Raw genomic sequence first — 20,303 nt, forward strand, 5'->3', positions numbered from 1 at the left:
CACGATCAACTGTTCGACACCCTGTTCGTCTACGAAAACTATCCGGTCGACACCGCCGAGTTGTCGAGCACCGACGGGTTAGCCATCACCGAATTCACCAACCGCGAATACAACCACTACCCGCTGACGCTGCAAGCCGTGCCGGGCACCGAATTGGGGCTTCGTATCGAGTACGACACCGCGGTGTTCGACGCGACCCGCATCCACACCCTGATCGAACGGTTCGAGCGGGTGTTGGCGGCGATGACGGCGGATTTGGGGCAGCGGTCATGACCGCCGATCCGGCGCGGCGGTTGTTGTCGATCGATCTGCTTGACGGGGGTGAGCACGCCCGGCTCGATGCGTGGGGAAATCGGGCGGTGCTGAGCCGGCCGGCGGCCGCGGCGGTGTCGATACCGGTGTTGTTTGCCGAGCAGGTGGCGCGTACGCCCGAGGCGGCGGCGCTGACGTTTGAGGGCGCGTCGATGACCTACCGCCAGCTCGACGAGGCCGCGAATCGCTTGGCGCACCTACTGGTTGACCACGGCGCGGGGCCGGGCGAGTCCGTAGCGCTGCTGTTTTCGCGGTCGGCTGAGGCGATCGTGGCCATTTTGGCAGTGTTGAAGACGGGGGCGGCGTATCTGCCGATCGATCCGATGCATCCCGACGCGCGGGTCGAGTTCATGGTGAACGACGCCGCGCCCATCGGGGCAATCACCACCGCGGGCCTACACGCACGTCTGGACGGGTTCGACGGGGCGGTCATCGATGCCACCGATCCCCGGATCGACGGCTACCCGGACACTGGGTTACCAGCACCGAAACCCGACGACGTCGCCTACCTCATCTACACGTCGGGTACCACTGGAGTGCCCAAGGGCGTCGCCATCACCCACCAGAACGTGACTCAACTGCTGGCACTGTTGGATTCCGATCTGCTGCGTGCGGGGGTATGGACGCAGTGTCATTCGTTGGCGTTTGACTACTCGGTGTGGGAGATCTTCGGTGCGCTGCTGGGCGGCGGCCGGCTGGTGGTGGTTCCCGAATCGGTGGCCCGCTCACCGGAAGACCTGCACGCCTTGCTGGTTGCCGAACAGGTGAGCGTGTTAAGCCAAACCCCGTGGGCAGCGGCGATGCTGTCGCCGCAGGGTTTGGGGTCGACGACGCTGGTAGTGGCCGGCGAAGCCTGCCCGGCCGCGGTGGTCGACCGGTGGGCGTCCGGGCGGATGATGGTCAACGCCTACGGTCCCACGGAAACCACGGTGTATGCGTCGATGAGTGCGCCATTGTCCCGCGGAGCCGGTGTTCCGCCGATCGGTTCGCCGGTGCCGGGGGCAGCATTGTTTGTGCTCGACCAGTGGTTGCAACCGGTGCAGGCGGGCGTGGCCGGGGAGTTATACGTCGCGGGTGGCGGGTTGGCGTGTGGGTATGTGGGTCGGGCCGCGTTGACGGGGGCACGGTTTGTGGCGTGCCCGTTTGCCGGGCCGGGGGTGCGGATGTACCGCACCGGAGATGTGGTGTGTTGGGGTGCTGACGGGCAGTTGGAGTACGTAAGACGTGCCGACGACCAGGTCAAGATCCGGGGCTATCGCATCGAATTGGGCGAGGTGCAAGCGGCGGTAGCTGAACTCGAGGCGGTGGAGCAGGCGGTGGTGGTCGCCCGTGAGGACCATCCCGGGGATAAGCGTTTGGTGGCCTACGTGACCGGCACCACCGATCCCGCCACACTGCGTGCCGCCGTGGCGGATCGGTTGCCGCCGTACATGGTTCCGGCGGCCGTGGTGGTGCTAGATGAGCTGCCGCTGACCGTCAACGGCAAACTCGACCAGCGGGCGTTGCCGGCGCCGGAGTATGCCGAGGTGGACCGGTACCGTGCTCCGGGCAGTCCCACCGAGGAGATTTTGGCCGGCATCTACGCCCAGGTGCTGGGGCTGGAGCGGGTCGGGGTTGACGACTCGTTCTTTGAGCTGGGTGGGGACAGCATTTTATCCATGCAGGTGGTGGCGCTGGCTCGTGCTGCTGGGCTGCGGTGTCGCCCGCGAGATGTTTTCGTCGAGCGGACCGTGGCCCACCTAGCTCGGGTGGTTGAAGGTGAGGCTGGCCCAGCCGATCACGACGATGAGGGTGTGGGGTCGGTGCCGCTGACCCCAATCATGTGGTGGCTGCGTGGTGTGGGTGGGCCGACGGAGCAGTTCAACCAAGCGGTGCTGGTGCAGGCTCCGGCGGGGGTGACCGAGGACGATGTGGTGGCACTGCTGCAGGCGTTGCTGGACCACCACGCGACGTTGCGGCTGCGTGTTGACGACTGGGTGATGGACTGGTCGCCGTGGGTGCCCGGGGCAGGATCGGTGGATGCGCGCCGGTGCCTGCAATCGGTGGATGTGCTGTCCGATCTGGACCTGATGTTGGCGCGACTGCGGTTGAACCCGGCGGCGGGAAGGATGCTCAGCGCGTTGTGGGTTGTTTCCACAAGCCAGTTAGTAGTGATGGTCCATCACCTGGCGGTTGACGGGGTGTCGTGGCGGATCCTGTTGGAGGACCTCAATATCGCGTGGACCCAACACCGCGCCGGCCAGCCGGTGGCACTCCCAGCGACCGGGACCTCGTTTGCCCGGTGGGCGCGGCTGTTGGTCGCGCGTGCCCGCTCCCCGGAGATCGTCGGGCAGGCCGGCGCGTGGCGGCAGGTGGCGGCGACGCCTGCCCTGTTGCCGGCGGTGATTCCGGCGTTGGATACGTATGTGAGCGCCGGGCAGTTGTCGGTGTCGTTGGATGTGGAGACGACCCGGATGGTGTTAGGGGAGGTGCCGGCGGCGTTTCATGCCGGGGTGCACGAGATTGTGTTGATCGGGTTCGGGTTGGCGTTGGCGGAGTTTTTGGGCAGTGGTGCCGCACCGATCGGGATCGATGTGGAAGGCCATGGGCGCCAGGAGGAGCTGGCCCCCGATATGGACCTGTCGCGCACGGTGGGGTGGTTTACCACCAAGTACCCGGTGGCGCTGGCCGTTGGGGGGTTGTCCTGGGCAGATGTGGTGGCCGGGGACGCCGCGCTGGGGGCGGCGGTGAAAGACGCCAAAGAACAACTCCGCGCCCTGCCCGAGGGCCTGACCTACGGATTATTGCGCTACCTCAACAACGATGTCGAACTGCCTGAATCCGATCCGGTGGTCGGGTTCAACTACCTAGGCCGTTTGGGTGCGGCGGGCGAGGCCTCCGAGGATCTGTGGCGGATCGGTGATTTGGGCTCGTTGTTCAGCGACCGCGCTAACGCTGGTGTCCCTATGCCGTTGGCGCATACGGTGGAACTCAACGCCGGCACCGTCGACACCGACGCTGGCCCGCGGCTGCACGCCGATTGGACGTGGGCGCCCTCGGCGCTAGATCAACTGCAAGTTGATCGGTTGAGCCGGTTGTGGTTTGAGGCATTGGCGGGTATCTGCGCGCACGTCAAGCGCGGCGGGGGCGGATTGACGCCTTCCGATATCACCCCGGCCCGCCTTGACCAGCAGCAAATCGACGAACTGTGCCAGCGGTACCGGGTCGCCGATGTGTTGCCGCTGACTCCGTTGCAGCACGGGCTGCTCTTTCACGCCAACGCCGCGCGGGGCAGCGACGACGATGTGTATGCGGTGCAGCTGGGTTTCACCGTGACCGGTCGGCTCGACCACCAACGATTGCGTGATGCGGTGCAGGCGGTGATCGGCCGGCATCCCAACCTGGTAGCCGGATTCTGTCAACGGTTCGACGACCCGGTGCAGATCATTCCGGCGGATCCGGTGGCGGGGTGGCGCTATGTCGAACTCGACACCGGCAGCGCACTCGACGATCAGGTCGCGCGGATATGTGCCGCTGACCGCGCCGCGGTCCGTGACCTCGATGGCCAGCCGGCGTTTCGGGTCGCTCTCATCCGCATTGCCGACGATCGGTACCGGGTTGTGCTGACCTTCCATCACATCGTGCTGGATGGCTGGTCGCTACCGATCGTGCTGCAAGAAATTTTCGCCAGTTATTACGGGCAGCGCCTTCCCCCGCCGGTGCCGTACCGCAGGTTTGTTACCTGGCTGGCCCAGCGAGACCGCGAGGCTGCCCGTGCGGCCTGGGGAGAGGTGTTCACCGGGTTCGATTTCCCAACCTTGGTGGGCCCGCCGGATCGGTTGGGGTTGGGCAGCCGCGATGTGGAATCTTTTCGGATATCTGAGCAGACCACCCGGGCTATCAACGAGTTGGCGCGCTCGTGTCGCACCACCGCCAGCACGGTGCTGCAAGGTGCGTGGGCGTTGCTGTTGTGTTCGCTGACCGGCCGACATGATGTGGCTTTCGGCACCGTGGTCTCGGGGAGGTCCGCCGAGGTCGCTGGTGAGGAGTCGCTGGTGGGGCTGTTGATCAACACCGTGCCGGTGCGGGCGACCATCACGCCGACGACCACCACCGCCGATCTGCTCGACCAGCTGCAAACCGATCACACCCACACCCTCGAGCACCAACACCTGGGGCTCAACGAGATTCACCGCGTCACCGGCCACGAAAGACTGTTCGACACCGTGTTCGTCTACGAGAACTACCCGGTCGACGCCACCGGGTTCTCCGACGCCGACGGGTTGGCCATCTCCGAGTACGCCAGCCGCGACTACTACCACTACCCGCTGACGCTGCAAGCCCTGCCCGGCCGCGAACTGACCCTTCTGGTCCAATTCCGCACCGACATATTCGATGCGGAAACCATCAAGGCATTGATCGCGCGATTGCAGCGGGTGCTGGCGGCGATGGCCGCCGACCCGGGTCGGCGGTTGTCATCGATCGATGTGTTCGACGCGGGGCGCCACACCCGACACCAGCCAACGCCCACCCCGGTGCACCCGCCCGGTAACCACGACAGCGCCGCGGCGGACATGGTCGAGCAGATCTTGTCCGGCATCTACGCACAAGTCCTCGGGGTCGAGCAGGTCGGCGTCGACGAGTCGTTTTTCGATCTGGGCGGGGATTCGTTGTCGGCGATGCGGGGGATCGTCGCGATCAATACCGCCCTTGACACCCACCTCGCGGTACGCGCCCTCTTCGACACACCGTCGGTTCGAATCTTGAGTCGACAATTGGGCACAGACCAGTCGGAGGACTGGTTCGAGCGGGTGTTGACAGCGAAAACGGCGGATTTGGGGCAGCGGTCATGACCGATCCGGCGCGGCGGTTGTTGTCGATCGATCTGCTTGATGGGGGTGAGCGCGCCCGGCTCGATGAGTGGGGTAATCGCGCAGTCCTTAGCCAGCCGGCGGGTGCGGCGGCGTCGATTCCGGTGTTGTTCGCCGAGCAGGTGGCGCGGGCCCCGGCGGCGGTGGCGTTGACCTGCGAGGGCCGCTCGATGACGTACCGCGAGTTGGACGAGGCCGCGAACCGGTTGGCGCACGTGTTGGTCGGTCAGGGTGCGGGCCCGGGTGAGTTTGTGGCGCTGCTATTTTCCCGGTCGGTTGAGGCGATCGTGGCGATTATGGCGGTGCTGAAGTCCGGGGCGGCGTATCTGCCGATCGACCCGATGCAGCCCGACGCGCGGATCGACTTCATGGTGAACGACGCCGCGCCGATCACGGCGATCACCACCGCGGGCCTGCGGTCGCGGTTGGACGGGCACGGCCTGGCAGTCATCGATGTCGATGATCCTCACATTGCTGCCCAGCCCACTACGGCGTTGCCGACACCGGCTGCCGATGACATCGCCTACATCATTTACACGTCGGGGACCACCGGGTTGCCCAAAGGCGTCGCCATCGCCCATCACAACGTGACTTGGCTGCTGGAGTCGTTGAACGACGAGTTGGCGCCCGGACGGGTGTGGACGCAGTGTCATTCGTTGGCGTTTGACTATTCGGTGTGGGAAATCTTCGGTGCGCTGCTGGCTGGTGGCCGGTTGGTGGTGGTGCCCGAGTCGTTAGCGCGGGCGCCGGAAGATCTGCACGCCCTGCTGATCACCGAACGGGTCGGCGTGTTGAGCCAGACCCCGTCGGCGTTTTATGCCCTGCAATCCGCCGACACATCACAGGCCGAGCGGGCGGATCAGCTCTCCCTGGAAACGGTGGTGTTTGGCGGAGAAGCCCTTGAACCGCAGCGTCTTCGGGCATGGCTGGATCGTCATCCAAAAACACCGCGCCTGATCAATATGTATGGCATCACCGAGACCACGGTGCATGCCTCGTTTCGGCCGATCGTCGACGGCGATGCCGACAACACGGCGAGCCCCATCGGGGTGCCGTTGGCGCATCTCGCCTTTTTCGTGCTGGATCGGTGGCTGCAGCCGGTTTCGCCGGGGGTGGTCGGTGAGCTTTATGTGGCTGGTCGGGGTGTGGGTGTTGGGTATGTCGGTCGGTCTGGGCTGACGGGGACGCGGTTTGTGGCGTGTCCGTTCGGCGGGCTTGGGATGCGGATGTATCGCACCGGAGATGTGGTGCGTTGGGGTGCCGATGGGCAATTGGAGTACCTAGGACGGGCCGATGATCAGGTCAAAATTCGTGGGTACCGCATCGAGTTGGGGGAGATCCAGGCGGCATTAGGTGCGCTTGATGGCGTGGAGCACGCGGTGGTGATCGCGCGGGAGGATCGTCCCGGTGATAAGCGGCTGGTGGGTTATGTGACCGGGAAGGTGGATGTGGCCGGCACGCGGACGACGTTGGCGCAACGGCTGCCCGACTATATGGTGCCGGCCGCGGTGGTGGGTATCGGGGAGCTGCCGTTGACGGCGAACGGCAAACTCGACAAGCGGGCGTTGCCAGCACCGGAATACACCGAGGTGGACCGGTACCGCGCTCCGGGCAGCCCCACCGAAGAGATTTTGGCCGACATCTATGCCCAGGTACTCGGGCTGGAGCGGGTTGGGGTCGACGACTCCTTCTTCGACCTCGGCGGCGACAGCATCCTGTCAATCCACGTGGCGGCGCGAGCACGGGCTGCCGGCCTGCGGTGCCGACCGCGGGATGTTTTCACCGAACGGACCGTGGCCCGGCTGGCCAGGCTGGTCGAAAGCGAGACTGGCCCAACCGATCACGGTGACGACGGCGTGGGCAAGGTCATCACCACGCCGATCATGTACTGGCTACGTGATTTAGGTGGTCCGATAGAGCAGTTCAACCAGACGATGGTGCTCCAGGCCCCCGCAGGGGTAACCGAAGAAGACGTCGCGGTGCTGTTGCAGGCGCTGCTGGACCACCACGCGATGCTGCGGCTGCGCGTTGACAACTGGGTACTGGACTGGTCGTTGACGGTGCCCGACGCCGGCTCGGTGGATGCCCGCGGCTGCCTGCAAACCGTGGATGAGTTGTCCGATGTGGCATTGCTGTTGGCGCGGTTGCGGTTGAACCCGGCGGCTGGGCTGATGCTCAGCGCCGTCTGGGAGCGCGCCACCGGCCAGCTGGTAGTGATGATTCATCACCTCGCGGTGGATGGGGTGTCGTGGCGGATCCTGTTGGAGGACCTCAACGTTGCGTGGGGCCAGCGCCACAACGGCCAACCGGTGGCACTCCCGGCAACCGGGACCTCGTTTGCCCGATGGGCGTCGCTACTGGCGGAATATGCCCGCGACCCGGCGGTGGTGGACCAGGCCGAGGTGTGGTGGCAGGTAGCGGCGACCCCGGCCGCGTTGCCGGCAATGATTCCGGCGTTGGATACGCATGTGAGCGCCGGGAAATTGTCGGCATCGCTGGATACCCAGACGACCCGGATGCTGTTAGGGGAGGTGCCGGCGGCGTTTCACGCTGGCGTGCAAGACATTCTGCTGATCGCGTTTGGATTGGCGTTGGCGGAGTTTTTGGGCCGACGTGGCGCACCGATCGGCATCGACGTGGAAGGCCATGGGCGCCAGGAGGAGCTGGGCCTCGACGTGGATTTGTCGCGCACGGTGGGCTGGTTTACCACCAAATACCCGGTGGCGCTCACCGTCGGTGGGGTCTCGTGGGCGCAGGTGGTGGCCGGGGACGCCGCGCTGGGGGCGGTGCTCAAAGACGCCAAAGAACGTCTCCGCGCCCTGCCGGACGGCCTGACCTATGGTCTGCTGCGTTACCTCAACAGCGACGTTGAGCTGGGTGGTACGGATCCGGCGATCGGGTTCAACTATCTGGGGCGGCTCGGCGGCGCGGCTGCCGCCGAGTCCGATGATCTGTGGCGGATCGGTGATTGGGGTTCGTTGTTCACCGACCCCGCCAACGCCGGCGTCCCTGTGCCGTTGGCGCATGCCGTGGAGCTCAATGCCGTCACCCTCGACACCGATGTTGGCCCGTGGCTGCGTGCCGATTGGACGTGGGCACCTACGGTGCTGGATCAGCCGCGGGTCGACCGGTTGAGCCGCTTGTGGTTTGAGGCCTTGGCGGGTATCTGCGCGCACGTGCGTGCCGGCGGGGGCGGATTGACCCCGTCCGATGTCGCGCCGGCTCGGTTGAGCCAGCAGCAGATCGACGACCTGCGCCGCGACTATGAGCTTGCTGATGTGTTGCCGCTGACGCCGCTGCAGCACGGGCTGCTCTTTCACGCCGACGCCGCACGCGGCAGCGACGACGATGTGTATGCGGTGCAGCTGGGTTTCACCGTGACCGGTCGGATCGACCCGGATCGGCTGCGGGATGCGGTGCAGGCGGTGGTCGGCCGACACCCGAACCTGGTGGCCCGATTCTGCCACCGGTTCGGTGATCCGGTGCAGATCATCGCGTCCAACCCGGTGCCGGGATGGCGCTATGTGGAGCTCGACACCGGCGACGCGGATATCGATGAGCAAGTTCAGCAGTTGTGCACGACCGAACGCGCCGCGGTCGGTGATCTCGATGGCCAACCGGCTTTTCGGGCGGCGTTAGTCCGGGTCGCCGAAGACCGGCACCGGTTCGTGCTGACCTTCCATCACATCGTGCTGGATGGCTGGTCGCTGCCCATCGTGCTGCAGGAGATCTTCGCCGGCTATTACGGGCAGCGGCTGCCCGCGCCGGTCGCGTATCGCGGGTTTGTCAGCTGGCTGGCCGAGCGAGACCGCGACGCCGCCCGCGGCGCCTGGCGGGAGAAGTTCGCCGGGTTTGACACCCCGACCCTGGTGGGTCCACCGGATCGGTTGGGGCTGGGATCCCGTGACGTGGAATCGTTTCGGATCTCTGAGCAGACCACCCGTGATGTGAGCGAGTTGGCGCGGTCCTGTCACACCACCGTCAACACGGTGCTGCAGGGTGCGTGGGCGCTGCTGCTGTGCTCGCTGACCGGCCGACACGATGTGGCGTTCGGCGCCGTGGTGTCCGGGCGCCCGGCCGAAGTGGCCGGCGTGGACTCGCTGGTGGGGCTGTTGATCAACACCGTGCCGGTGCGGGCGACCATCACGCCGACGACCACCACCGCCGATCTGCTCGACCAGCTGCAAACCGATCACACCCACACCCTCGAGCACCAACACCTGGGGCTCAACGAGATTCACCGCGTCACCGGCCACGAAAGACTGTTCGACACCGTTCTCGTCTACGAGAACTACCCGGTCGACACCGCCGCGCTGTCGGGTGGCGACGGGTTGGCGATCAGCGAGTTCATCATTCGCGACCACTACCACTATCCGCTGGTGGTGCAAGCCCTACCCGGCCGCGAACTGACCCTTCTCGTCCAGTTCCGCACCGACGTATTCGACGCGGAAAGCATCAAGACACTGATTGAGCGGCTACAGCAGATACTGGCGGCGATGACCGCCGATCCGGCGCAATGGCTGTCATCGATCGATGTGCTCGACGAGCCCGAGCGCGCTCGGCTGCAGGGGCGCGTTAGGCGCGCAGCGTTGACCACGCCGGCCCTCAGTCCGGTGCCGGCCCCCGAACACCACGACAGCGGCGATGATTACCGCGCCCCGGTCAGCCAGGTGGAGCAGGCCGTGGCTGGCATCTACACCCAGGCACTCGGTGTCGAGCAGGTCGGAGTCAACGAGTCGTTCTTTGACCTGGGCGGGGATTCACTTTCCGCGCTGCGGGCAATCGCGGCAATCAACACAGCCCTTGACGTCAACCTCCCTGTGCGCACCCTATTCGATGCGCCAACCGTGAGAAGACTCAGCCAACAGTTGGGCGGACGCGCCTCCGGGCAGACTACAGCATAGTAGCACTACATGTGCTACTATGCTAGGAATGAAGGTTATCGGGGTTCGAGAGCTGCGGCAGAACGCCAGTAAATACCTCAGACGAGTCGAAGCGGGCGAGGAGTTGGCCGTCACGATGCGTGGCCGGTTAGTTGCCCGACTGGTTCCGGTCACCCCAACCGGCCGCACCCGAGAAATCCTCATCGCCAACGGATCCCTGAGGCCCGCACGCCGGCCCGCGGGCCTCACGACAATCGATACCGACAGCCTGCCGCGACAGGACCTATCTGCGATCCTGGCAGAGGTGCGCGAGGAACGGTGATCTACATAGACACCTCCGCCCTGGTGAAGCTCATCGCGCAGGAACCGGAGTCCGGGGCTTTGCGCCAGTGGCTCGCCGATGCCGAGGATCGTGACCACGTAACGAGCGCGCTCGGCCGGGTCGAGCTGATGCGCACCGCGTTGCGAAGCGGTGATACCAGGATCATCGACAATGCGAAACGCGCCCTCAGTGAGGATCTCGATATCCTCGCCCTCACCGATGAAGTGATCGAGAAGGCCGAAACGATCGGGCCGGAGTCGTTGCGCTCCCTCGACGCCATACACCTCGCATCCGCAGCGCAACTCGGCGACGCACTCACCGCTGTCGTGGTCTACGACCACCGCCTGATAGAGGGCTGCCGAGAACTCAACTACCCAGTCAAAAGCCCCGGATCCTCCCAGTAAAGGTACGTGCAGCGCGGCTGCGGGGAGGAGGTCAGCAGGTTTGCGCCTGCTACCACATACCGGGCACCAGGCGATGGCGCACCTGCTGCGTGTAGTCGCGGTAGCCGTCCAACTCCTCTTGGAGCAACCGTTCTTCGTCGCGGATGCGTAGGGCGAGCGCTACGACACCGGGGATGACGAAGACGAGTCCCCAGTAGGAGCCGAGCGCAAGGGGGACACCGACCGTCGTGATCACGTTGCCGGTGTACATCGGGTGGCGCACCCAGCCATACAGTCCGGTGGAGACGAGCTGCTGGCCTTCCTCCACCCGCACGGTTGCGCCCGCGTAGCTGTTCTGAATGACCACCAGCGTCGACACAGTAAGCCCAATGGCTACCAACACATCACCAAGCACACACACGGCTATCGGTACCGGTGACCAGCCGAAGCGGTGGTCCAGGGCGCTGACCACGAACATCGCGATCAGCGACAGCCATGCGCAGCCCATCGCGATCTTTTGTGCCGGTCGGGCTTCCGCCCCGGGCCCCCCACGCATCCGCCGTTGAAGCGCAGCCGGGTTCTTCCGCATCAAGTAGATCCCGGGGATCCAGTTGGACAGCGCCAAGACCAACAGCAGCAGTACCCAGGCTTGCCAATAATCGAAGGTCCACGCCGGCAAGAACAGCATGACGCCGAACACCACGAGTCCACCAAGGCCGAATACCAACATTCTAGGAATGGTTGTCACGGGGCCTCCTTGCCGTCGGGCCGGCAGGCTGCGGTGGCGTGCCTTCCCCGCATGCTACCCAGGGCAATTCGGGGTGCAGGGGAGTTTCGTGGCTGCTTTCCTCCCATGTGACGCATGCCGTCGGCCATGATGAACGACATGGCCGGCGAGATCTTCGACATCGACCGCATGCCGCGCGGCGGCCCGGATGCGTCATGGTTGGATCGGCGGTTGCAGACCGATCGTCCCGAATACCTGGACCGCGACGACGTCGACGACCTGAAGCGGCGCGTGGTCCGCTCGCTGGACCGCGGCGGACGGATTTTGGGCCAGCACGACATGTTCGCCCGCCTCGCCCTCGCCGAGGTCGCCGAGGTGGCCGATCCCACGATCCTCGAACTCGGGTCCGGTCATGGCGGGGTGTCGCGGGCGCTGGTGAAGTTGCATCCCGCCGCTCGGGTCACGGCCACCGACATCGAGCCCACGTCGGTGGCGGCCATCGCGGCCGGGGATCTCGGCAGCCATCCGCGTGTCACAGTGCGCGAGATGGACGCGACCGCCATCGACGCGCCCGACGGGTCCTACGACCTCGCCGTGTTCGCGCAGTCCTTCCATCACCTACCGCCGCGGCAGGCCGCCCGGGTGTTCGCCGAAGGCACCCGCGTCGCGGGCAAGCTGCTGATCATCGACTTGCCCCGGCTGAGCGCGCCGGCGCACGTCCTGCAGCTGGTGTGCTTGTTGCCGTTGGCGGTGCTGTTTCCGGTCATGCACGACGGGCTGATCAGCGCGTTGCGCGCCTACAGCCCCTCGGCGCTGCGTGCCTTGGCCCACTACGCCGACCCGGCGATCACCGTTGAGGTGCGCAAAGCTGCGTTCAACGTCCGCGGGCGCCCGCAGATCGCGGTGGCGTACCGGCGAACCGGTTAGCTCCCGCACCACAGCCGCGTGCCGGTGAGCGAGAACTCGTCCAGTGTGCTCGAAAGGCGTCGCGGCAAATCATTGTTCGATGTGCCGGGCTGATAGGCGACTGCAGACACGAAGACCCGTCCGTGCAGTCTTCCCGAGACCAACGCCAGCAGTCCGCCGGCACGCTGCAGCATCGTCTCGGTCAAGCCTGAGTAACGCACCCTCATGGCGAAGTAATCGGCGTCGGTGCCGTCAGCCCGGTTGGCGGCGGGGTTGATGACGCCGAGGTTGGATGACACAACGCGGGTTGTATTGCCATACACCACGCCGATTCGTCTAAGCAGCCGTTGCGGCAACAGCGGAACCAGCGGCAACAGTGCCCACCGTTCGTCGAGCACCTCCCGGTGCCGGATCAGCGCGTGTTTGACCGCGGCGCGAATTTCACGCAGATCCGTCGTCGCAGCAGCCGGATCGATACTGATGTCGATCTCGGTGACCGCGCCGGCGCGGGTATCGCCGGGACCGCGCTCGTTCACGGGGATCGTCAACGTGGCCAGGCCGTCTTCGGTGACGCGTCCCAACCGATAGGCGAGGCGGGCCGCGAACGCCGATAGCAGCGCATTGCTCGTCCCGCCGAGTGAGTGGGCGCGGGCATCCCACTCGTCGGCATCGACAACGAACGTGTCTGTTGGAATGGTGACGGATTCGTCCGGTCCGGCAGGTGACAGAGCGCCAGAGTCGACCTGGCTGTGATTGTGTCGGGCCAATCGCGCTGCGGCGACGACGGCGCGGCCGATGTCGGGAGTGTCGCGCGCGGTTTGGCGCATGTCCTCGGACAGCGCACGCCACGGTCGACGTGACGCGGCGGCCGGCCAGGCGAAGACGTCGTCGCGACCGCACGTCGCGTTCGCCAGCGCCTCGCACAGCGCGATGCCGTCGATGAGGCAATGTGAACTGACCATGCTCACGCCTGCGCCGCCGTCGGTGAACGGCAGCACCGCAAGGTGCCATCCCGGTCCATGCTGCACGTCCAGGGGGACGGGAGGCTGCTCGTCCAGCCACGCGCGGAACGCCTCACGAGGCCGAGCTGACGCGGCGATGTCAATGTCGGATAAGCCGCCGGACGATACCCAGCGATGCCGACCGATCGGCAATGGTGACCGCTCGATGCGGCGGGCCAATAGCCGTCCCTGTTGAAGATGGTCATGAAGCCGGCGCAGGCCGTCGATGTCGACCGCACGGTTATACACCCAGAAGCATTGGAGCTGGTTGCTGGTTCCTGTTGCTTGCTCGACGTCAAAGGCGGTCTGGTCGAGCAGATCGAGTACGTTGCTCAGTTCGTCCCTCCATGCTGAGTCGTTTGCCCAAAACCGCGCCCGGTCCAAGGTGTCGATCTTCGCCGTTAGCCAGCGCCCCTGAGGCGGGCGAAGTTTTCCACGCGATCGGCGGCGGTGGCGGCGCTGGTGGCGGGTTTGGTCATCTGGGTGGCGATCTCGCGGGCTCGAGCTGCGTATTGCGGAGCGAGAATGCGGCGCAGGTCGGCCACCAGCGATTCGCGGGTGCTGGCCGAAAAGCGCCGGCTGCTGCCCACCTTCAGTCGTTTGATCTGCGCCCCCCAGATCTGCTGATCCGGTGCTGACCAGAGGATCAACGTGGGCACCCCGGCGCGCAGACCTGCGGCCGTGGTGCCCGTGCCGCCGTGGTGGACAACCGCACGGCAAGCGGGAAGCGCGACGGCGAAATTGACTGCGCTCACCACCTTGACGTGGTCAAACTGCGGGAGGCCGCTGAAATCAGTCCAGCCCGAACACACCAGCGCCCGCTCGCCTAACTGCGCGCAGGCTCCCGCGATCATGCTCAGCGTGTCGGCGGAAGATCCGACCGGTACGCTGCCAAATCCGAAGTAAATCGGTGGTGTTCCCGCAGCAATCCAGGAGGTGACCTCGTCGTCGACATCGGTCGGCAACTGCAGCGTCAGCGTGCCGACAAAGGGCCGTCGGCCATTCCATTGCGCCCATTCGGCTGCCAGCCCCGGGAAGCAAACCTCGTCATAGGCCTGGATTTCCAAGGAGCCGCGTTGGGTGATCCGTCGCGGTGAGGGAGTGTTCGCCTTAGGCAGGCCGAGGTCGCGGCGCTGCGCATCCTCAACCTTCTTGGTTTCGCGCCAGTGCACCCACTCGAGCGCTCTCAGTGCGAAGCGCGTCAACGAAGGCGGCAGGATCGGAATGAGCTGACCATTGACCCGTATCGGCAAAAAGTGCAGCGTGGCCAGCGGAATGTCGTAGTGCTCGGCGACGTTGGCGGCTTGTTGCTCGAAAACCATGTCGGTGAACAGCAGATCGGCGCCGTCTGCAAGCGAGGTGAGCGTCGCGCTCATCTCGCCCCAAGACTGGATAAAGAGCTCTCGAGTTTCGCGTCGTGTCCTGAGCAGATCCTGGATCCGCCATAGACTGCGGGGGAAATCTCTCCAGAAGTTGAGCAGGGCATCGGTCTCCTGTGCCGACTGGGTATCCGGTCCGTAACCGACCGCCGCAAGCCCCACCGACTCGACGAAATCAACCAGATTGGGCGCGACGGCCATGCGCGCTTCGTGTCCCCTGCGCTGCAGCTCACGGCCCACGGCAGCGCACAGTTCGACATCGCCACGAGTCCCATAGCTCGCCAGCACAAATTTCATCGCCGGTCCTTACGGGTGGATCACATTTACCGCGGCACCACAAGAAGGGCCGACGGTCTGCGTTCCTCGGTCACTGCGGGCCTCCTTTCTGTACGGCAGCAATGACGCGTGCGACGTCGTCCGGGTCCATGTAGTCATGGACCGGCAGCGAGACGATTCGCGAGCAAATGTCTTCCGTCACGGTTAGATCGGCCGACGCTGCGAATCCGGGCCTTGTGACGAAGTATCGCTGCAGGTGTTGGGGTGGGTTGTAATAGTCTCCAGCGCGGATGGCGTCTCGGTGCAGGCTGCTGAGCACCGCTGCCTTGTGGTCGGCGGACTCGCAGCACACACTCGCAAAACAGAGCGAGGAGGTATCCGCGTTGGGCTGGAACCGCACACCAAAGCGGGTGAGTTCAGTGTGATAGCGGTTGAAGACGTTCCGACGGCTCGCCAGGCGACGGTCGAACCCGGCAAGTTGGCGCAGCCCGATGGCGGCACAGATCTCCTGCATCTTCCCGTTCATCCCGATCTGCGTGCACTCCCGTGCCCCGGTGAAGCCGAAGTTCTGGAATTCCTCCACCCGCTCGACGAGCCGGCGGTCGCCAGAGACCAATGCGCCGCCCTCACCAATCGCGAACGGCTTCGTGGCGTGGAAGGAGAAGATCTCGCAGGCGCCATGCCCGCCGACGCGCTCACCGTCCGCGTACACGGAGCCGAAGCCCGCCGCTGAGTCGAGCACAATCGGCAATTCCCACTCGGCGGCGAGATTCTCCCAGGCCCTGATATGCGGGTTGCCGACGCCGAAGACGTTGGCGAGCAGGAGGCCGGCGATCTGGTCGCGGGAGTCCTTCAGGGCGGCGCGGGCCGAGACAACGCTTGGCTGCCAGGTATCGGCGTCGATATCGATGAACCACGGCCGGTACCCAGCCCACACCGCAGCTTCGGCCACGGCGACCCAGGAGAAGGACGGCATCAGCAGATAGCGGTCCGCCGTTCCGGGACCGACGGTGGCGTGCAGAGCTGCAATGAGCGCCAAGGTGCCGTTCGCGAAGGTGGCCACGTGCAGGCCAGGCCCGAGGTACTCGCCTAGGGCGCGGGCGAACTGTCGCTCCTTAGGTCCAAAGTTCGTATACCAGTTGGCGTTGACGATCTCGTCGAACTCCTCGGCGAGTTCGGCGGGCTTGGGAAAGGCCGGGCGGATGAAAGGGATCTCAGACGGCATCGAGCCGCCCGCTTTGAGGTCTCCGAGCGTCGCAAATGGCGGGCAAGGCTGCCGTGATGTCGGCTTGGTCGTGGCCACTCGCGGATGTAGCGGCCCACTGCGCCCAACCGCGAGCACACCACGACTCTTCTAAAGGTGCCCCGCCGGACGGGACAATCGCCATCTCAAACCCCCAGGTACAGCACGTGGTCCACGTCGTTGCGCAGATTACTCTGCTGTTGCGGGGCACGGGGCGCTATTGGCTAATCGCTACGTAGTTTCTGTCCAGCGATGACGACCCGAAATGGTTGGGGTCATCGGGGCCGCCGGGTCGCCGTTCGTCATTAACGCGCTGCGGCGAGGCGGCGAACTGGCCGGCGGAGAGGTCGGTAGTTCCATGATCGGTAAACGGTATTTTTCGATTTGTTGAAGTATGCGTTCAGATGTCGTATTCATCTTTGTGGTATTTCAAAACAGAACGGGTCCTTCCGGGGGTTGGTCCTAAAGCGCAGTAGCTCGTTTGGCCTGCGCTGACCAGGGTGCGGAGCTACGACAGCGTGAGCGGCTGGCGGCTGAGAAGTACGTAGGCGGTGTGCTGCTTCGTGAAGTCGCCGTACGACGCCTCGGTGATTGCTTGCACCTTGCGCTCGAAAGCCCAGCGGTAGTCGTTGTGCCGGTCGTAAACGTAGAACCCCGCCTCCTCAAACGGCTTCAGCGTGGCCGCGATGTGCGGCTCCTTCGCGAGGAGCGCCACCACTAGCCTGGGGTGAGGGAACGTACCGGGGATCTCGGGCGCCACCGCTGCCTCGGCACCCTCGATGTGGAGTTTGATGAAGGACACCCGCTCGGCCTCGCTGCCGACGATGGCGCCGAGCGTGTCTGCGGGCACGGTCACCGGAATCCATGTCTTCCCCATGTAGAGGCGATCCAACTCTCCCTTGCCAGGCGGGCTGAGCCGGGTCCAGCAGTCATTGCGTGGATGCACGTGTAGCGTGATCTCGCCCTTTTGCTGGGCGCACGCCGCCAGCACAACGTCCACGGTGCCGACGGCGCCGTTGAGCTCGACGTTGGCGCGTAACCGTCGCACGCTGTCGGGCGCAGCTTCAATCGCGATGACCTTCCCGGACTGCCCCACCTGTTGGGCAAGTAATAGCGAGAAGTACCCGCAGTTGGCGCCGGCATCGACGCACACATCACCCTCATGCACGTGCCGAATGATGAATTCAGAGAGTGCCGGCTCCCAGACGCCGCGATAGCGCAGTATTGAGTTCAGCCAAGAGCCGCCCGATCCGGCGACGAACTTCGGTCCGTACTCGGACTCCACCGGCGTCTCGTCGGACTCGACACCGAGGACGGGAAGCAGCCGCTGGCATCCGTTCACGTACACGGCTTTGGCGATCCAAGGAAGGCGATCCTGGGCGACGCACGTGCGCATCGAGTTGAGCAGAACGCCGCGTCCACGCTTCTTGACCAAGTCGAGACTGGGCATACACGGCTTCCTTCAGACGGGACAGCGCCGCAGCGCAAAACCGATTCCGCTGATTCCGATACCCTACCGGCCGGGCGGTGAATGTTGCACCCGGATCGTGCACTGATTGGAATTCGAGCTGTTTGAATCCCGGTGGGGTCTCCGGTCCTTCTCTCATACCGTTGCAGATAGCCCCGTCGATCCCGGTCAGGCGGTTGAAAGGAGGTAACTAGAGCGCGTTCTGCAGCCGGTTCGATGTTGTCGGTCGCTTGCTCAAACTTCTGGATTTCGGCTCGGAAGCGCGGGTATTCGGTTATCATATCGGCGGCCATACCTGAGGCTCCCGCTTTCATTTCGAAGAACGCGCACGGGAAGTGGCTAGGATCCGCGATGAAATTTGTGCTGGCAAGCTACGGAGCTCGTGGAGATGTCGAGCCGTGCGCTGCCGTGGGCCGTGAACTGTTGCGCAGGGGCCACGAAGTACGCATGGCCGTCGCGCCCGATGTGGTTGGCTTTGTCGAATCGGCAGGGCTTGTGGCGGTCGGTTACGGACCGGATTCGCAGCCGGCGATGGAGGCGGATGCTCTGCTCAACTTGTGGAAGGATTTCCCACGCAACCTGTCCAGGTTCCGCGATCTGGCCAAGTTGCGGCGCGACACTCGGGACCTGTTCACCGAGCGCTGGGGGGAGATGAGCGCGACGCTGACGTCGCTAGCCCACCGGACCGATCTGTTGATCAGCGGCCCGGTTTTCGAGCAGCAAGCCGCCAATGTCGCGGAATATTACGACATTCCGTTGGCAACGCTGCACACCCTGCCGATCCGAGCCAACGGACATCTTCTTCCGCAACTGCCTTCCTGGCTGGTGCGCTCCGCAATGACGGTGTTCGAATGGCTGCATTGGCGCGAGACCAAGAAGGTTGAAGACGCGCAACGGCGTGAACTCGGCCTGCCTAAGGCGACCACTCCCTCGCCTCGGCGGATCACACAACGCGGATCGCTGGAAATTCAGGCCTACGATAACGTGTGCTTCCCTGGCCTGGCAGTCGAATGGGCGAAACGGAATGTCCGACGGCCCTTCGTCGGCACGCCGACACTGGAGTTGACGGCAGATACCGACGACGAGGTCACATCCTGGATTGCCGCGGGGACACCGCCGATTTACTTCGGCTTTGGCAGCATGGCGGTCGAGTCTCCTGCTGACACGCTGGCCATGATCGCGGGGGCCTGCGCGCAGTTTGGCGAGCGGGCGCTGGTTTGCTCCGGCTGGAGCGACTTCAGCGATCTCCCACAGTTCGACCACGTCAAGGTCGTGGGTGCAGCGAACCACGCGGTCGTCTTCCCCGCCTGCCGCGCGGTCGTCCACCACGGCGGCACGGGCACCACGGCCGCCGGCCTGCGCGCCGGAGTGCCCACGTTGATCCTCTGGACTCTGCCCGACCACCAGATCTGGGGAGCTCAGGTCAAACGGCTGATGGTCGGTACTTCCCGGCGCTTTTCGGCCACCACCCGCGAATCGCTGGTGGCAGACCTGCGCCGCATCCTCGCCCCGCAATACGCCGCCCGAGCCCACGACATCGCTGACCAGATGACTAAACCTGCCGCCAGCGTTGCCACCGCCGCAGACCTTGTCGAAGAGAAAGTTGACCTGAGCCGATGACGGCTAATCTGAGCTACCGACTCAGGTACTGTGCATGCCGCTGACCACCAGTAGCGCCCCAATCACTGCGAAGATGGCAGCCAAGATTTGCCGGCTGCGCGGCCGCAACCAATTCTGTAGCACTTGCAGTATCGCTTGGGTTTTCGCGGGCGTGGCGAGATAGCTGACCATGATGATTTCCACCACCGCAAGCGTCCCGACGAGGAACGCGAGGGCGGCACTGACCTGCGCGCCGGTCGAAGCTCCCGAGGCCGCGACGGTGGTGAGTACGAGGAGCACCGGGGGGATTGGCGGCATCGATCCGAGGCCGATCACGAACGAGACCCACACGGCTCCGTTGTCCCACACCTTGCGGGCGCGGCCAATCAGCCGCCGGATTAGCGATTCGCGGTCCGGCGCCGCTTCCGCTGCGTGGTTATGCAACCGCGAGAGCGCGGGCGGTGGATCCGAGTCCAATACCAAGGTCGACGTGGTGCCGCCCGGTGTGGGCAACTGTGCCCGCTGACGTGCCGGGAAGCGCACTACCATCAGCGCAGCGATCACTAGGGTGAGCGCACCGATACCGAGTTCAACATGCCGGGCCGTGGCGCTGGCGGCCGTGGCCGGATTGGTCAAATCATGCGCAAAAGATTTAAATGCCGGTGTCACGTGCAGCATCATCAGCGGAACCAGCAGGTAGGGAACACTCACTAACATGAAGCCGCCCCAATAGGCCAGCAGGTTGGGCACCGGCCGTGGCCGGGAGATCAAAAGAAGGATGAAGCCGAAACGCACCGGGTCGAGCGCCATCAATAGCGTCACACCCAGCACTGTGCTCCACATGGGCGGGACGTTACCGCGTTAACCGTTATCGGTTGGCTCTTTTCAATTTTCAAGCTTCGTGGCTATAACGGACGACTTGCCGCGCATTGCAGAACGGAGCGATCACCTACC

Annotated in this window: 13 protein-coding genes (1 of these 13 cut by a window edge); 7 read left to right on the top strand and 6 right to left on the bottom strand. The window is 64.8% G+C overall.

The window, feature by feature from the left end; genetic code table 11:
• The 5 genes in view from ACAG26_RS11085 to ACAG26_RS11105 are tightly spaced (at most 28 nt apart) and all read left to right on the top strand, a layout consistent with a single transcriptional unit that may run on beyond the window.
• A protein-coding gene (locus ACAG26_RS11085) for a non-ribosomal peptide synthase/polyketide synthase (protein WP_370482144.1) crosses the window boundary here: on the top strand, positions 1 to 273 show its end. It extends 20,901 nt beyond the left edge of the window; only the last 273 of its 21,174 coding nucleotides appear in the window; its start codon lies beyond the left edge, outside the window; the stop codon is at positions 271 to 273.
• Positions 270 to 5,144, top strand: coding sequence for an amino acid adenylation domain-containing protein (locus ACAG26_RS11090; RefSeq protein WP_370482146.1), 4,875 nt, complete (start codon positions 270 to 272; stop codon positions 5,142 to 5,144). The genes ACAG26_RS11085 and ACAG26_RS11090 overlap by 4 nt, the downstream gene beginning before the upstream one ends.
• A complete protein-coding gene (locus ACAG26_RS11095) occupies positions 5,141 to 10,066 on the top strand; it encodes an amino acid adenylation domain-containing protein (RefSeq protein WP_370482148.1) in 4,926 nt (1,641 codons plus the stop codon). The genes ACAG26_RS11090 and ACAG26_RS11095 overlap by 4 nt, the downstream gene beginning before the upstream one ends.
• A 28-nt stretch (positions 10,067 to 10,094) precedes the next feature.
• Positions 10,095 to 10,367, top strand: coding sequence for a type II toxin-antitoxin system Phd/YefM family antitoxin (locus ACAG26_RS11100; RefSeq protein WP_370482150.1), 273 nt, complete (start codon positions 10,095 to 10,097; stop codon positions 10,365 to 10,367).
• Positions 10,364 to 10,771 (top strand): type II toxin-antitoxin system VapC family toxin, encoded by a 408-nt coding sequence (locus ACAG26_RS11105; protein ID WP_370482152.1) that lies wholly within the window; start codon positions 10,364 to 10,366, stop codon positions 10,769 to 10,771. Before ACAG26_RS11100 ends, ACAG26_RS11105 begins: the two co-directional genes overlap by 4 nt.
• 49 nt (positions 10,772 to 10,820) lie before the next feature.
• Here ACAG26_RS11105 and ACAG26_RS11110 read toward each other — a convergent pair whose 3' ends face one another.
• Positions 10,821 to 11,498, bottom strand: coding sequence for an isoprenylcysteine carboxylmethyltransferase family protein (locus ACAG26_RS11110; protein WP_370482153.1), 678 nt, complete (start codon positions 11,496 to 11,498; stop codon positions 10,821 to 10,823).
• A 114-nt stretch (positions 11,499 to 11,612) separates the two neighbouring features.
• Here ACAG26_RS11110 and ACAG26_RS11115 point away from each other — a divergent pair, with 114 nt between their 5' ends.
• A complete protein-coding gene (locus ACAG26_RS11115) occupies positions 11,613 to 12,404 on the top strand; it encodes a class I SAM-dependent methyltransferase (protein WP_370482156.1) in 792 nt (263 codons plus the stop codon).
• Here ACAG26_RS11115 and ACAG26_RS11120 read toward each other — a convergent pair.
• The 4 genes from ACAG26_RS11120 to ACAG26_RS11135 form a co-directional block, all read right to left on the bottom strand.
• A complete protein-coding gene (locus ACAG26_RS11120; protein WP_370482403.1) occupies positions 12,401 to 13,720 on the bottom strand; it encodes a hypothetical protein in 1,320 nt (439 codons plus the stop codon). The genes ACAG26_RS11115 and ACAG26_RS11120 overlap by 4 nt on opposite strands.
• A gap of 65 nt (positions 13,721 to 13,785) precedes the next feature.
• Positions 13,786 to 15,060: a glycosyltransferase gene (locus ACAG26_RS11125; protein ID WP_370482158.1), complete on the bottom strand. Its 1,275-nt coding sequence runs from the start codon at positions 15,058 to 15,060 to the stop codon at positions 13,786 to 13,788.
• A 70-nt stretch (positions 15,061 to 15,130) separates the two neighbouring features.
• On the bottom strand, positions 15,131 to 16,264 hold the full coding sequence (locus tag ACAG26_RS11130) for a DegT/DnrJ/EryC1/StrS family aminotransferase (RefSeq protein WP_370482405.1): 1,134 nt from the start codon (positions 16,262 to 16,264) through the stop codon (positions 15,131 to 15,133).
• 526 nt (positions 16,265 to 16,790) lie between these two features.
• The gene (locus ACAG26_RS11135; RefSeq protein ID WP_370482160.1) at positions 16,791 to 17,732 is read right to left on the bottom strand and encodes an FkbM family methyltransferase; all 942 of its coding nucleotides are present in this window, start codon (positions 17,730 to 17,732) and stop codon (positions 16,791 to 16,793) included.
• A gap of 369 nt (positions 17,733 to 18,101) precedes the next feature.
• On the opposite strand from ACAG26_RS11135, the gene ACAG26_RS11140 reads away from it, so the two are divergent.
• Positions 18,102 to 19,370: a glycosyltransferase gene (locus tag ACAG26_RS11140; RefSeq protein WP_370482162.1), complete on the top strand. Its 1,269-nt coding sequence runs from the start codon at positions 18,102 to 18,104 to the stop codon at positions 19,368 to 19,370.
• A gap of 21 nt (positions 19,371 to 19,391) precedes the next feature.
• On the opposite strand, the gene ACAG26_RS11145 is transcribed toward ACAG26_RS11140, so the two are convergent.
• On the bottom strand, positions 19,392 to 20,192 hold the full coding sequence (locus ACAG26_RS11145) for a GAP family protein (RefSeq protein ID WP_370482164.1): 801 nt from the start codon (positions 20,190 to 20,192) through the stop codon (positions 19,392 to 19,394).
• Between the last annotated feature and the right edge of the window lie 111 nt (positions 20,193 to 20,303).

It is taken from the genome of Mycobacterium sp. pUA109, from assembly GCF_041287095.1.
Classification (GTDB): Bacteria; Actinomycetota; Actinomycetes; order Mycobacteriales; family Mycobacteriaceae; genus Mycobacterium.